Raw genomic sequence first — 13,485 nt, 5'->3', positions numbered from 1 at the left:
GATTTAAGAATAGTCGCATTGTATAAATTTAACTAAATTAAAACAGAAGCTTAAATGGCACTTTCTAAATATTAGCCTGGCTCTGAACCAGCTTAAACTGGAAATTTGATTTAAATATCGTCTCAAAAGAGCAGGTTCTTAATGAATTGTGGCGTAATCATCAATTACGCTGGCCCGGTAATCAGGGGTGGCAGAAAATGAATGTTAAGAAAAACTACAGTAAGGTAAGCAAATGACGCTGTTTGCAGGCAAAAATGCAGAAGAATTAAACGATCTGGCTAATGATTTACCCCGTTTTTTACACGCTCTTGACAATTTAGCGGATCGACTGGGGCTGGTGCTGGCGCAGCTGGAGGTCGATCATATTGCGGTGCGTTGTCATCAGAACAGCACGGCAGAGCGCTGGAAAACGGGCTTTTTGCAGCATGGCGTCCTGTTTTCTGAAAAAGAGATCAATGGCCGTCCTGTGTGCCTTTTTGAACTGGAGTCGCCGTTAAGCGTGGGGCCGTGGGAGATAAGCGTAGTTGAACTGCCCTGGCCAGGTAACCGCCTCTATCGCCACGAAGGTTGGGAACATGTAGAAGTGGTTTTACGGGGAGATGTGGAGCAATTAGGCAGCCGGGCACTGGCGCTTTGCTCAGACAGCGGGCTGACTCAGCAGGGGATCTCCATTAAAAGCAGCGCCCCAAAGGGCGCAGGAGAGCGGTTGCCTAATCCTACCCTGGCGATTACCGACGGCACCGTGACCATCAAGTTCCATCCCTGGAGCCTGAAAGAGATTGTCGAAAGCGAATCATAGGGTGTTCTGACGAGGGAGCGCTCTTATAGCGTTCTCCATCCGCTTTAATGCTTCCTCCACCAGCGCGCGTGGACAACCAAAATTGAAGCGGACAAACCCGTCATCGCCAAAGTCACGCCCTGGCGAGAAACCCAGTCCATGCTGTTCAAAGAACTGCGCGGGGCTGGCGACCTTAAGCTGGCTGGCATCAATCCACGCGAGATAGGTGGCCTCTGGCGCAACCAGCGACAGGCCGGGCATTGCATTGACGCGGCGGGTGATAAGGTCACGGTTTTCACGGAGGTAAGCCAGTTTTTCCTCCAGCCACGGCTGACCGTCCCGCCAGGCTGCCGTGGCGGCAACAAAGGCAAGAATATCAACGTCAGGAACGATCCCCCGGCGCTGTTGGGTAAAGCGTTTGCGCAGTTCAGGATTGGGAATAATCGCCAGAGAAGCGCCCAGCCCGGCAATATTGAACGCCTTAGAAGGTGACATCAGAGTCACTGAGCGCTGCGCGGCGTCCTCGCTCAGGCTGGCAAAAGGAATATGTCTGACGCCAGGCTCCAGCAGCAGATCGCAGTGGATCTCATCGGAACAGACGATCAAATTATGCCGTTTAGCAAAGCGCAGCTGTGCTTCAAGCTCATCCCGACGATAGACCGTTCCACCCGGATTGTGCGGGTTACACAGCATCAACAGCTTTTCGTTTCCACTCATTTGTGGCCCGAGCGCCGCGAGATCCATCACCCAGCGATTTTCCTCTAATCGCATCTGCGCATTCAGCTGCGTGCGTTTAGCAAGGGCGGACGCGGAACGGAAAGGGGGATAAATGGGTGTAGGGGCAAGGGTACCCTGATGCGATTCAGTAAAAGCGCGCACGGCCAGGTTGAGTCCGCTGACGATGCCGGGTAAAAATACCAGCCACTCAGGTTGCACCGCCCACTGATACCGTTCAGCAAGACGGGCAATAATCACTTCCATTAATTCTGTCGGGGGTTTTCCGTAGCCAAAAACCCCATGCTCCACACGCTGCTTAAGTGCATCAATAACACAGTCCGGTGAACGAAAATCCGTGTCAGCTACCCAGAGCGGCAGGATGTCCTGATCACCATATTTTTGCCATTTCAGGCTATCGCTGTGACGGCGATCGATCCGTTCATTAAAATTGCATGCCATGTTAGTGATTCCCGTTACTATTAATCTCAGGTTCCGGAGTCAGACTAAACATCCGGAAAGATTTACACAACCAGCCAGCAGTCATTAACAGGAGGATGGGATGCTAAAACTGGAAGTATGCTGCTATGGAGTCGATTGTGCACTGGCTGCCGAAAAAGCAGGCGCGGATCGGGTAGAGTTATGTGCTGCCCCTGCCGAAGGCGGGTTAACCCCCTCAGCTGGTAGCCTGAAACAGGCCAGGGCGGAACTCACCTTGCCCGTTCATCCTATTGTTCGCCCACGCGGTGGCGACTTTTGCTTCACGAACAGTGAATTTAATGAGATAAAATCAGATATCGCCCTGATCCGTGAACTCGGTTTTCCCGGCGTGGTGGTGGGCATACTCGATGTGGATGGTCATATTGATCTGCCGAGAATGAAGCAGATCATGCCACTGTGTGAAGGTATGGCGGTAACCTTTCACCGCGCTTTCGATCTTTGCCACAGTCCATTAATGGCGCTGCAACAGCTGACCGACCTGGGTGTGGCGAGGATCCTCACTTCTGGTCAGCAGCAAAGTGCGGAAAGCGGATTAGCGCTGCTTAAGGAACTAAACCGGATGACCCGGGGTCCTATCATTATGGCTGGGGCCGGCGTGCGCCTCAGCAATTTGCAGAAGTTTATTGATGCTGGTTTAAGTGAAGTTCACAGCTCAGCCAGTCAGCGGGTTGCCTCACCCATGCGTTACCGCAAAGCCGGTGTCTCTATGAGTTCCGTAGCAGAAACCGACGAGTTCAGCCGCACCTGCGTGGATACCGATATGGTTGAAGCGATGAAGGTGGCGCTGTCGCTCAGTTCGCCGGTGAGAGTCGCCTGACGCCGATTTTGCCGCGCAGCACGCCAGTAAAAGACGTGATGTTTGCAAGTACCAGGCCCCATCATTTTGGTGGGGCTTTTTTTCGTCATTTCAGTAACTTAAATTCTAGTGGGGTGTTCTAGGGGTGCAATGATAGTGAAATATGCGCGGAAATGACAGCGAAAAAACGAGAATATAAAGGGGCTTATTAAGCCCCATGCGGATTCACTTTTGCAGGGACTGGTGAAGTTCAATTCCCTCGGTCCTTTGTTGATCGATGTAATCAGCCAGGTCTTTGATGTGAACCATCCTGGGTGCCTTCTGAGTACTTCCTGCACGGAAGGTCACAACAGGCAGTTTGCAGGTTGCTGCTCTTCTTTCAGCATGCTCTGGCTTCATGCGAAAATACTTTTCGCTGACCTGCGAAAGTGGGATCACCGCAGTGTTGTATTCTGCCATCAGTAAAAACATCGTGTTCATAATCTCATCTCCCATCTTTATTACCCGCTGCAACGGGAATAAAACTACCGTGACATGTCACGCCTGTAATTTCAGGTCATGCCAACCAAAAGTTTGCCAACATTCCGAATTTCCGATAGAGAGGAAGTAACAACCATTCGGATCGCCAGGCAGTTTGTCTTTGCACTTTTCACAATGCCTTTGCTTCAGGGCGTTTATGGCCTGCTGCAGTTCTGCATTGTCTTTGCGAATGAGCATAGAGATGTACTCGTTCAGTTCATAAGGCTCGCGGAACGGGCGACGTGCGGCGCAGTTCTGCGCCAGCATCTCCAGTTCCTGCTTATCAAGCTGCAACTCAAGCTTGCCAAGTCCGGCGCCAGCCTGCCGCGCACGCTGCGCGGCTTTACGTTCTGCGGGGGATTTAGGCATCGCTTTTGACCTCTCTACAAACAGGGCATGAGTTGTCAGTCATTGAATACGGGAAGCTGCTATCCAACTCATCACACCACTGAAGATGTTCGTAACACCAGAATGGCTCCCAAGGCATCCGGTAGTACTTCATCTGGCACGTGATGAGGTAAGGCACCGGCAATGGCGGCAGTTCCTCAGGGAGAAGTTTGTCTGTCAGCTCGCGTTCTGCACGTGAAAGCAGGCTCTTAAGCACCTCATTGTCCTTCTCTAGCAGGTCAACTTTGCTCTGCAACTCAGCTTTAGTTGGCATCACTCCCCTCCCTTACGCGCTGGCTGGCCTGCCGCTTCAAACTCTGCATCAACGATATAATCGTGAGCCTCGCGGGCCAGCATGCCCATTGAGTGGATGGTGTCCTGTGCCTGTGCAAGCGTCAGATTCTGCTTGTTGCTGAGGTTGACGATAGCCAGTACCTGATTGCGGACGACTTTCAGCAATGGCGGTTCAATGAGCAGTTGGGTTACGTTAGACATCATCACCTCCCGGCGCTGGGGCTGCTGCCATGCGGCGGATGATGTTTTTCACCTCTTCAATGCGGCAGTCATCATCAGAATCAATCGTGTCGATCCGGTCAAGCATCACCAATGCTGCATTAGCGTCACCACTTGCAGTCCATCCATCCGGCGCGTTGGGTGCTGGTGGGTTGGATACGTCATGGGTTTTAACGCCAAACAATTCAGCCAACGCCTTATAGTTCAGTTCCGCATGATATCGGCCTTTGCATTTAACCAGCTTTTGCGCAGCATCATAAACTGGCATCACCTCCAACAGTGCGCGGACCATCTTGCCTATTTCACCCACTGTCACCCCCTCTAGAATTGGGTCGGCATCGCATGGTTCGGCGCTCAAGGCGTATACAATTTCCTGCAACCGTTCCCGGCTGAGGGTTGTGATTGGGTTAGTCATCGCTATCGTCCTCCACGGTGAAGCCCTGTGCCAGTTTGCGAAACGCGGCCCATATCTTGGCTGCATCTGCCGTGCAATCCACGAACCCGCCGCACTCGTCATACAGAACCTTGTAAAATGCTGCGGGTATCTCCTTTGGCAGCGCTGCGGGCTGAGGGGCGGTGTAAACGATGCGACATTCTTCCCCGCGTTCTTTCGCCTCATGGTAAAGATATGCTTTGCAGTCATACCATTTACTGTCATCAATTAACTGGTAAATAGGCTCGCCAGCTGCGGCGTTGTGCCGGGCCATTTCTCTTGATTCGATTCTCAGGCGGTGAAGCTCCAGTAAAAGGCAAAGCAATTCAGGGTCGCCATCCTCTCCAACCATCTCATACCATTGGATTAATTCTGCAAGCCCGCCATCAGGCTGCGCTCTTTCAGCTTATCCAGGTCGCTCATGGCTTCACCTTAGATGCGCGGTCGGCATCGAATTGTTCTTTTGTCATAGACACACAGGAAAGGCGGTAGTAACCATCACCAACCTGCACTGACATTTCCGCGCCTTTAGCCATCCCATGCATCATGTGGTGCGTGAAGGCAGACACTACTTCCGTAGTAGCGGGGCATTTATCAAGCGCTGACCCTGCTTTACTGGTCCTCGCCAGATATATTTCGCCGGTAAGTGCAGAGACAAAAACTGTGTGATTGTGAATGCTCATGGCTGCTCCCCCGCGCGGATTGCTTTTGAAAGCCATTGCAGCGTCATAATTTGAACGCCGATATTTGAGAATTTTTTGGATAAGTGACTCTCTGCAATATCAACGCCCTGCGCACGAATCTCGCGGATAGCTGCGTCAGTGGCTGGGGTTTTCAGGTCAACCAGTAGGCGAACGCTTTCTTCGTTTTCCGGGTCAACTGATTCCATCCAGCCGATAGTTTGATCAATAGCTTTTCGCATGTTTGAATTCTCAGCCGCCTGTTTATGCACCTGCTCTTGCAGCGCGTCACGCTCGACATAAACGGCCTTCACAGCTTCAGCATCTTCACGAAAGCGCAGATCAACGATGCCCTGGCTCAGTCCTTTTCCGTCCCTTTCGTAGAACATCCAGAATTGTGCGTACTCGTCCAGCACGCGCCCGCATTCGCTATGTAGTGGTCAACAAAAATTGGCCACGGTTTTAGAGTTTTTCCAGAACAATCGCTCTGATTCATTTGGCGTCAAACCACCATTATATTGATGAGGTCTGAGCTGGCTGTAATATCCCGTTATGTAATTCGTTATCGCTGTCCTGGCTTCGCTAAAATTAGCGTATCCATTATCCGGCACCCACTCCGTTTTCAGACTTCTAAAAAAACGTTCCATTGGGCTGTTATCCCAGTAACTCCCTCTGCGACTCAGGCTTTACTTTATCTGATACCGCCACAGTAACTGACTGAAATTCCTGCTGGTATAGTGGCTGCCTTGATCCGAGTGATACAGTAAATTAGCGGGCTTTCCTCGCGTTTCCCAGGCCATGGACAGCGCTTTACCTGTCAGTGCAGAGTCCGGTAAAAAAGACATCGCCCAGCCAACAGGTTTACGGGAAAACAGATCAAGCACAACGGCTAAATAAGCCCAGCGTTTACCCGCCCAGATATACGTCACATCACCGCACCAGACCTGATTAGGCTCTGTTACTGCAAACTGGCGTTCCAGATAATTGGGGATTTCAACGTGTTCCTTAGATGCCTTCTTATATCGATGACCAGGCTGCTGACAGCTGATGAGATTAAGTTCTTTCATTAGCTTTGTTGCCCGCCAGCGGCTCAGTTTTACGCCTTTGGTGGTGACCATCGCGGCAATATTACGTGCACCTGCGGAGCCATTACTTTCGCGATAGCTTTCACGAACAAGACTGAGTAATGCCACGCGTGTGGCATCGGGCTTCTTTGGCTGCCGCCAGTATTTATAGCTGCTGCGATGAACCTCAAACACATTGCACACAACGGCAACGGGAAACCGCGCTCTGAGTTTCTCAACTAATGAGAACTGTTCAGGGAGTCTGACATCAAGAGCGCGGTAGCCTTTTTTAATATATCTCTTTCCATTTCAACGCGTTGAATTCTCTTCTTCAGTTCGCGTATTTCAATCTGCTCAGGTGTCATGGGTGAAGCTATGGGTGATTTCCCCGCTCGTTCTTCTTTCAACTGCCGAACCCACTTATCCATCGTTGATTTGCCGACATTCATTGCCGTGGCAGCGGCGGCAACGGTGTAATGCTGATCGAGTACAAGCTGGGCAACTTCGAGGCGAAACTCGGGGCTAAAATTGCGTCTGTTACGTCCGGTCATAATGTCACCTGTTTTGACTATGAGGTGATGATATCACCTCTATTCAGGTGGCCAAATTCAGTGTGCCACTACATATCAATTTCCCTAATGCGGTTCTTGGCGCGGTATGCTCGCTTGGAAACGTAACGTCTTACGATACAACCAAGCAAGGTTTTGTTTCATCTTTAACTACTACATCCGGTTTTACTATTGGCACCGGCTACACTGCATCCAACTCAACTGTAACAATTTTTGCGGTAGGATATTAATATGAACTATGTTTATAGCCCTTCAACGGATGGAATGTACCCGTTAAGCATGAAAGATGATTACATAGCTGCTAGCTCATGGCCGGAAGATGGGGTAGAGATCACCGAGGGTATATATAAAACTTTTAACGCCAATCCGCCTGAAGGTAAAAAACGTGCGTGGGTTGAAGGGAAACTGTTTTGGGTCGGCCTCCCACCCAAATCCAATGAAGAAATCAATACTGAGTCAGAAGCCACTAAGAGCACCCTTATAGCTGATGCATCCCAGAAGATTGTCATATGGCAAACTAAATTACTGATGGGGCGCAAGCTGACTGATACGGAGACAAATCAGTTAAATGCCTGGATGGACTATATTGACAAACTTACTGCTGTCGACACCGGAACCGGTAAGGAAATCGACTGGCCTACGCTGCCATAAGATGCAGAGAAAGCCCGCCAGGGCTTTCTCATAAAAGGATATTCAATGTATTTGAATGTGAAAGATGTCAGCAACGTAACCAATAAACAGTAACTGGATACTATTAATAACACAACAGATCCAGTTACAGGAGCGCCATGAAGGAAATTAGTTACTATATCGTTGAATATATATTATCGCCAAGTGAAATAAATAAATGCCTTAGCTTACTTCACCCGCATATACCAAACCCTTAAGCTTCAAAATTCCCGGCTTGCATAAGGTAATACTAATGAAAAGCAGGGTTGTTGTAACCGCTCTAAATACCCCATACTTGTCTATTTCGTGTGAAAATAAACTTAAAATAATTAAAATTGCCAGTAAATAAAAAACAGGTCTCATCCAAAGAGATAGCTTATGTGAATTATATCTCTCCAAAAATGCAGCTAAACCGCCGGAAAGAAAAAATATCCATATATTAAAATTATCAGAAGCACTTAGTGACACGTAAAGGATCGCGGTTAAGCTTATAAAAATTAATGAGGATTTCTTAGTTGATATAAATGCGGCAATCATAGGAATTGCAATATAGAATTTTCACTCGTAAGGCAGGGTCCACAGAATTGGTGTTATATAACCCGAATTATAGCTACCTATGCTAAATGTTGTACCCATAAAACCAAATGTCAGGAGCTTTGCAGCTGAGGTGATAGCCTGAGAGTTAACAGAGTTAATCCCGCTTACGAGCATTCCTATAACAAAAACGCAAATGCAAAAAGAAAAATAAAGAGGCGCGAGTCTTCTTATTCTAGATAAGTAGAAAGACTGCCAGTCTATTGCTAAGCCATCTTTTAATATTTTCTTAAAAAACAGAAATCCAGTAATGCAAAAAAATAATTGCACTCCTAAAGCCCCAAAGTTTCCTATATAAAAATAATCCGCCTTGGTATTTCATCGTTTATGAAACCAATATCTCGGAATCTCCAGGAGTGGCTACAAACCACCAAAATAGCAGCCACCCCTCTCAACCCATCAATATAATCATATCGATTATTTTTTTTGATAAGTGAGGCAGAATGTTTGCTTTATGCAAGATGCTGGAATATAGGCAAATTGAACAAAAAATCATTGGAGATATTAGATAAGAGAAATCCATTGTGTTTATCAAAATCCTGTCGTATTGATGACTGAATCTTAACATTAAGTAAGCTAAAGACAAGTAAACTGTGTGATACAAAAAAGCCCCGGAGACGGGGCAGGCTTCGGACACCGCACCTCTTCAGGCGTTTATGCATGAGGCTTTAGTTTAGTAGTTGAGACATACCTGCAGAATTCCCGCCTGTACCAAAATCCAGTTGCCAGAAACGCGCTGGAAAACTACTGTATATAAAAACAGTAATATTGATGGTGGCTCATGGGTGGCAAGGACAGTAACTACAGCGTCGTGTATCGCGCCTCGGCTCTTAACCCCGGGCCATCTGATTTTTCACTTATAAATTCAAGGGTTATTGTAATAAGATACTGAAGGTTAATTTGCCAGCTCTACCCCGCCTCAATCGTATTCCCCCATACTGGAGAAGAACAATGATGGATTCCCCGAAGTCGGTTAGCGAAATCCGCGAAACGACAGAACAACTGCTTGATGAATCGGACCGCTCGCTAAAGGTTCGCCCGGGCGAGAAGCTGCGCTCATATATACCTGCGCTCGATGCTCGTGCGGGCAAGCTCCTGGGCTTCAATAGCGAAGGTGATCCGATAGCCATATCTCTTTCGTCGGGCGGCAGCCAGGCTGACATTGACATGATTAAAGAGTTAGAAGGCCAGGCTGTTGCTGCCCGTGCAGCCCTGAGCGTTCCCACCGTGGACGCGGCGGCGGCACAGGACAACGTGGACGCACTGGAGTACAGCGTGAACCTGTTTGAGGATCTGCGTACCCTCAAGCCGCGCTTTGAAGGCGAACGTGTCTTCCTTCGTGCCCACACCGCGCCTGCGCTGTCCGTCCTGCAGCCTGCCGGTACGGGCTGGTTCATTGGACACAACACCAGTCAGGCTGATGATGGCGGCTTCGTCGCGTCGAATGGGGGCAACTGGCACTGGGTGCGTGAAAAGCCTATCGCAGCCCTCGACATCGGCGATTTCGGCGGCGTGGCGGACGGTATCACCGACACCCAGCCCGCTTTCAAGCGGTTGGCCGACTTTCTCTTCAGTAATTACGCTCGCCTGCGGACTGGCGGCACGCAAAACGGCAGTACCGTCAGTGGCGGATACTCTCCTTACCTGGCTATCCGGTACGGCTCGGGCACCTACTATCAGTCGCCAGGGGAATATGTAGCTTACGGCACTAAGGTAGCTAGTGGGGCTGCCGATGCCCCGTTCAACCCGTCAGGCTGGTACGCTGCTGCGGGCTTGCGTGTCGAGGGTGTCGCCGCTGGATCTGGCCGCCTCATCGCGACCCGGATCATTTCCGATAAGACCGATGCCCCGGTCTTCCTTATCAACCACCGCCGTATTGCGTTCAAAAATATCCTCTGGGACGGTCAGCAGACGACTCAAGTTGACCAGTATAATGCGACCAGTAATCCAACTGGTACGAACCTGCTGATCGGCGCGACGCAGGGTGTATTCAACGAAACGGCCAGCAACAAGCAGCCATTCGTTACTAACCAGTGCCCCGGTGGCTGCTACGCGTACATCGCTAACGTCCAGGCGAACAATACGGGTTCCCACACCTTCTATCTGTTGGATACCCTCGATTCCATCGTTGAGCAGGTGTACAGCTCGAAAACCGCTGGCCCGGTAATTCAGACGGGCTGGTCTGGTCAGACCGCGGGTGTGTGGGATCACTCTACTTCACTGGAAATCCGCAACTGTAACTTCGGCACGCCGGTAGCCCCTGCGATCTGGGCGCCACGCTGCGGCCAGTCCATCATGCGCAACTGCTGGTTCGAACATGGCAACTGCCCGTTCGACATCAACAACGGTCAGTGGGACCTGTCGATGATCTGCGTTGAGGATTGCAGGAAGAACCCGTCGATCTACAACAGCAAGGTATCTTGCATCACGCTGTCCGTACCGACCGGTAACGACTTAAATATCGCTGCGCCTGGGACTGCTGACTGGCCGAGCTACCTGACTAATCCGGATGGCTCTGCCATCACCTCGTGGGCCAACGGCTACGATCAGGGCCGCTGGTTGCTGCAGAACTATGGCGCGTACTTCGACTGCCCGGTAGTTTCCCAGTGGGACCGCGGCATAATCCGTGGCACCAACAACACGGACGCGACCTTGTGGGTGAATGTTGGCTCGTTCCGCAACCCTACCAACGGTGGATCGTGGCGCATCCGCGTCGTGGGTGGCTCTTACTACAATACGTCAGCGTCGCAGAATATGCTTAGCGACCGACTGGAAGGGCAGGCAGTTATTAGTCTCGGCCGCGGCACGGGCAGCACGCCAAAGGCATCGTACTTTAACGAAGGTGGCGGACCGCTGGCAGCAGCACCGCAGTACCAGAGTCAGCAGTTCAACGACATTATCCCCGCGCTGTGGGTACCGATTCGGGGACGTTGCGGCGAGTACACGATCTATGTCGAAGGTACGGGGCTGACCCGTCGTGAAGCTGGCATCCCAGCTCAGTTCACGCCGAATGGAACGACGCAGACCGCGGCACCAGGCCTGAATGTTATCGCTGGCCGTTTCAGCTTCAATACAGGCAAAGCGGGCTTTGGTGCGAACGAAGACGTTGTGGAGATCACCAGCCGCAAGGCGACAGTGAGCGCGCAGCCGGTTGATACCACTGCGCCAGTCCAGTACATGCGCGTGTCGGTGAATGGTCAGGAACTGGCATTGCAGCTCTTCGCCTACATTCCGCAGGTCACCACACCGCTGCCAGCGACAACAGCTGTGGCTTTGGGTAACACGCTGACCCTTTCGCCGGTTGTTACGGATGCCGTGTCCTACCAGTGGCAGAAGTCGGCTGACGGCACCACGTGGACCAGTATCAATGGTGCAACCAGCATGAGCTTCACGAAAGCCAGCGTAACGGCGAACGATGCGGGGCAGTACCGTCTGGCCTATCGCCAGAATAACGGTGCGGGCGGCAATGGCACGACGCTGTTCAGCACGCCAACCGCTGTATCCATCACCTAACTTTCGGCCTACTCATTCCACCGTCAGTAGAATATTATACTAACGGTGGAATGCCTTCAGCGCCCTATACATAATAAGCAGATTCTTATAATAGCCAGATAGGGAAGCACTCATACCAGTTTCAAGTACCACCGTCACCGGCTCTGCAGTGCAGCAACCTGATGGTGGGCAAGTCTGGATGCCGGTGTCGTTATATTAGGTGCTTTTGCAAGAGCTGTATTTTTTGTGATTTCGTTGACAGAACTTAAACTTCCGGCGCTTGTCGTAAAGCAGTTGGACGAACATTTTTCACGCCTGAAAATACTGGTTACATGCACAGTAAAATTCCAGGGAAGACATTTAATGTAAACTTGAAACGAGCCAATGACGCGAAGATCCACGCTTAGTTTATCATTACAATGATTCAACTATTCGCCGCATCATCTTGCTTCGCTTTAAAGGCGCCAAACTTGTCGTGGAGCGAGCGAGGGAAAAGCTCTGTATACACCTTCCACAATAATTTCAGCGATCGATGCCCGCTTACCTGAGCCACATCTTCTATAGCAAATCCTGCTTCAAAAAGCCGACTGACTCCTTCCCTGCGTAAGTCATGATATCGAAGATCAACAATGTTAAGCCTGTCCCGCTCCAGGCGGTATGCTTGTGAAATAGTTTTGCTCTTATAGGGGGAATATTAAATCCCCTGTGCGGGGCTGGCGCTGAACGATATGCCAGGCTTCACCCAGCAGAGCCACAGTCATGTGGTTACCGATTTTTTTCCGAGGGTCTTTTCTCTCACGCACCGTCACCGCTCTTTGTTTTTCATCCAAATCTTCCCACCTAAGCCGGGTAACTTCGCCAACCCGCATACAAGTAAGAATTGAGAACATAAATATCTGTGAAAAAGGGATCGAGAGGTAAGAAGACCTTTCTTTGGCTTTTAGCGCATCAATCAACCGAGCACATTCCTCCCTTGTTGGCCTCCAGCTCCTGATCCCGCCGGGCGCTATCATTCCAGATTTCGCCATGATGTACCTGGCATTCATAAAATTTTGTATATCGACATCGATATCAAACAAGGTTTTTGCTGATTTAAGGACAGCCCCAATAAATGAGATATCTTGCCATCGCGTTGAAGGTCCTGCCCCAGAAGCAGCACGGTATTCACAATGGTCAATGAATGACTTTTGTGTAAGCTGGGATACTGTCAATTCACTAATTTCACTACGACGAATCAACCGAAGAGAATCTTTCTTTGAGCGACCAAATCTGATGTGTGGATGGTCTATGTACTTATCTATAAGATGACCAATCGTAATGATTTTTTCAGGCGTGGCCGCTGATGGGATGCCGTTGCTATCGAGTTCTGCAACTCGCTGCACCCCCACGCTTTAGCCAGACCCATTTTTTTAAAGGTTTTGTTCTGCCGGTAGGCATATCCACCATTGGCTCTCACCGCGACGGTGCACCGGTATCGGTGATCTCCAGTAGACGTTGTCCTTTTTTCTATAGTGTAGAAAGCCATTTATATAGAGTCCTTCCAAGGGGTGCTGTGAGGGGTGCTGGTGAATAAAAAAATATAAAAGAACACTTCATAAATGACAATAATTACCTGTAAAAATAAACAGTATTTTTATGTATATCATTGAATATATTGGGTTGTTATTATGAGTTTTGATTAGGGGTTCCATCATTTTGGTGGGGCTTTTTTTCATCTTATTCTGCCGCAAGGCAGCGATTCCTCGTACACTTACCTTAATTCCTTTTCTCTTTGAC

15 protein-coding genes and 2 pseudogenes are annotated in these 13,485 nt (G+C 49.9%); 5 read left to right on the top strand and 12 right to left on the bottom strand.

Annotated elements, in window-relative coordinates:
- The first annotated feature begins 238 nt into the window (after nucleotides 1-238).
- On the top strand, nucleotides 239-799 hold the full coding sequence (locus tag AAH450_RS06685; RefSeq protein WP_342909589.1) for a VOC family protein: 561 nt from the start codon (nucleotides 239-241) through the stop codon (nucleotides 797-799).
- Here AAH450_RS06685 and AAH450_RS06680 read toward each other — a convergent pair.
- The gene (locus AAH450_RS06680; RefSeq protein WP_342909476.1) at nucleotides 794-1,954 is read right to left on the bottom strand and encodes a MalY/PatB family protein; all 1,161 of its coding nucleotides are present in this window, start codon (nucleotides 1,952-1,954) and stop codon (nucleotides 794-796) included. The genes AAH450_RS06685 and AAH450_RS06680 overlap by 6 nt on opposite strands.
- 100 nt (nucleotides 1,955-2,054) lie before the next feature.
- Here AAH450_RS06680 and cutC point away from each other — a divergent pair, with 100 nt between their 5' ends.
- Nucleotides 2,055-2,810: a copper homeostasis protein CutC gene (gene cutC / locus AAH450_RS06675; protein WP_342909475.1), complete on the top strand. Its 756-nt coding sequence runs from the start codon at nucleotides 2,055-2,057 to the stop codon at nucleotides 2,808-2,810.
- A 204-nt stretch (nucleotides 2,811-3,014) separates the two neighbouring features.
- On the opposite strand, the gene AAH450_RS06670 is transcribed toward cutC, so the two are convergent.
- The 9 genes and pseudogenes from AAH450_RS06670 to AAH450_RS06630 all read right to left on the bottom strand — a co-directional run bounded on the left by AAH450_RS06670 (nucleotide 3,015) and on the right by AAH450_RS06630 (nucleotide 6,936).
- On the bottom strand, nucleotides 3,015-3,284 hold the full coding sequence (locus tag AAH450_RS06670) for a pyocin activator PrtN family protein (protein WP_342909474.1): 270 nt from the start codon (nucleotides 3,282-3,284) through the stop codon (nucleotides 3,015-3,017).
- A gap of 42 nt (nucleotides 3,285-3,326) precedes the next feature.
- On the bottom strand, nucleotides 3,327-3,677 hold the full coding sequence (locus tag AAH450_RS06665) for a hypothetical protein (protein ID WP_342909473.1): 351 nt from the start codon (nucleotides 3,675-3,677) through the stop codon (nucleotides 3,327-3,329).
- A complete protein-coding gene (locus AAH450_RS06660) occupies nucleotides 3,670-3,969 on the bottom strand; it encodes an antitoxin PHD (RefSeq protein WP_342909472.1) in 300 nt (99 codons plus the stop codon). Before AAH450_RS06660 ends, AAH450_RS06665 begins: the two co-directional genes overlap by 8 nt.
- On the bottom strand, nucleotides 3,969-4,190 hold the full coding sequence (locus tag AAH450_RS06655) for a hypothetical protein (RefSeq protein WP_342909471.1): 222 nt from the start codon (nucleotides 4,188-4,190) through the stop codon (nucleotides 3,969-3,971). Before AAH450_RS06655 ends, AAH450_RS06660 begins: the two co-directional genes overlap by 1 nt.
- Nucleotides 4,183-4,623: a hypothetical protein gene (locus AAH450_RS06650; protein WP_342909592.1), complete on the bottom strand. Its 441-nt coding sequence runs from the start codon at nucleotides 4,621-4,623 to the stop codon at nucleotides 4,183-4,185. The genes AAH450_RS06655 and AAH450_RS06650 overlap by 8 nt, the downstream gene beginning before the upstream one ends.
- A complete protein-coding gene (locus AAH450_RS06645) occupies nucleotides 4,616-4,993 on the bottom strand; it encodes a hypothetical protein (protein ID WP_342909470.1) in 378 nt (125 codons plus the stop codon). The genes AAH450_RS06650 and AAH450_RS06645 overlap by 8 nt, the downstream gene beginning before the upstream one ends.
- Before the next feature lie 67 nt (nucleotides 4,994-5,060).
- Entirely contained in the window at nucleotides 5,061-5,324 is a 264-nt protein-coding gene (locus AAH450_RS06640; RefSeq protein ID WP_342909469.1) for a DUF7446 family protein, read from the bottom strand.
- Nucleotides 5,321-5,737, bottom strand: coding sequence for a hypothetical protein (locus AAH450_RS06635; RefSeq protein WP_342909468.1), 417 nt, complete (start codon nucleotides 5,735-5,737; stop codon nucleotides 5,321-5,323). Before AAH450_RS06635 ends, AAH450_RS06640 begins: the two co-directional genes overlap by 4 nt.
- Nucleotides 5,738-5,761: 24 nt before the next feature.
- Nucleotides 5,762-6,936 (bottom strand): annotated as a pseudogene (locus AAH450_RS06630) (IS3 family transposase).
- 47 nt (nucleotides 6,937-6,983) lie between these two features.
- Here AAH450_RS06630 and AAH450_RS21110 point away from each other — a divergent pair.
- Together AAH450_RS21110 and AAH450_RS06625 are read left to right on the top strand one after the other, a co-directional pair.
- Nucleotides 6,984-7,184: a gp53-like domain-containing protein gene (locus AAH450_RS21110; RefSeq protein WP_463322700.1), complete on the top strand. Its 201-nt coding sequence runs from the start codon at nucleotides 6,984-6,986 to the stop codon at nucleotides 7,182-7,184.
- Nucleotide 7,185: 1 nt separating this feature from the next.
- Nucleotides 7,186-7,605, top strand: a complete 420-nt coding sequence (locus tag AAH450_RS06625) for a tail fiber assembly protein (RefSeq protein ID WP_342909467.1) — start codon at nucleotides 7,186-7,188, stop codon at nucleotides 7,603-7,605.
- Between the two features lie 576 nt (nucleotides 7,606-8,181).
- On the opposite strand, the gene AAH450_RS21105 is transcribed toward AAH450_RS06625, so the two are convergent.
- The gene (locus tag AAH450_RS21105) at nucleotides 8,182-8,511 is read right to left on the bottom strand and encodes an acyltransferase family protein (protein WP_463322713.1); all 330 of its coding nucleotides are present in this window, start codon (nucleotides 8,509-8,511) and stop codon (nucleotides 8,182-8,184) included.
- 657 nt (nucleotides 8,512-9,168) lie between these two features.
- On the opposite strand from AAH450_RS21105, the gene AAH450_RS06620 reads away from it, so the two are divergent.
- Nucleotides 9,169-11,730, top strand: coding sequence for a hypothetical protein (locus AAH450_RS06620; RefSeq protein WP_342909466.1), 2,562 nt, complete (start codon nucleotides 9,169-9,171; stop codon nucleotides 11,728-11,730).
- A gap of 403 nt (nucleotides 11,731-12,133) precedes the next feature.
- Here AAH450_RS06620 and AAH450_RS06615 read toward each other — a convergent pair.
- Nucleotides 12,134-13,234: pseudogene (locus tag AAH450_RS06615) on the bottom strand (tyrosine-type recombinase/integrase).
- Nucleotides 13,235-13,485: the final 251 nt, after the last annotated feature.

Source organism: Erwinia magellanica (genome assembly GCF_039023495.1).
Lineage (GTDB): Bacteria > Pseudomonadota > Gammaproteobacteria > Enterobacterales > Enterobacteriaceae > Erwinia.
The sequence above is the reverse complement of the archived record's forward strand: the minus strand, read 5'-3'. Positions and strand labels throughout refer to the sequence as shown.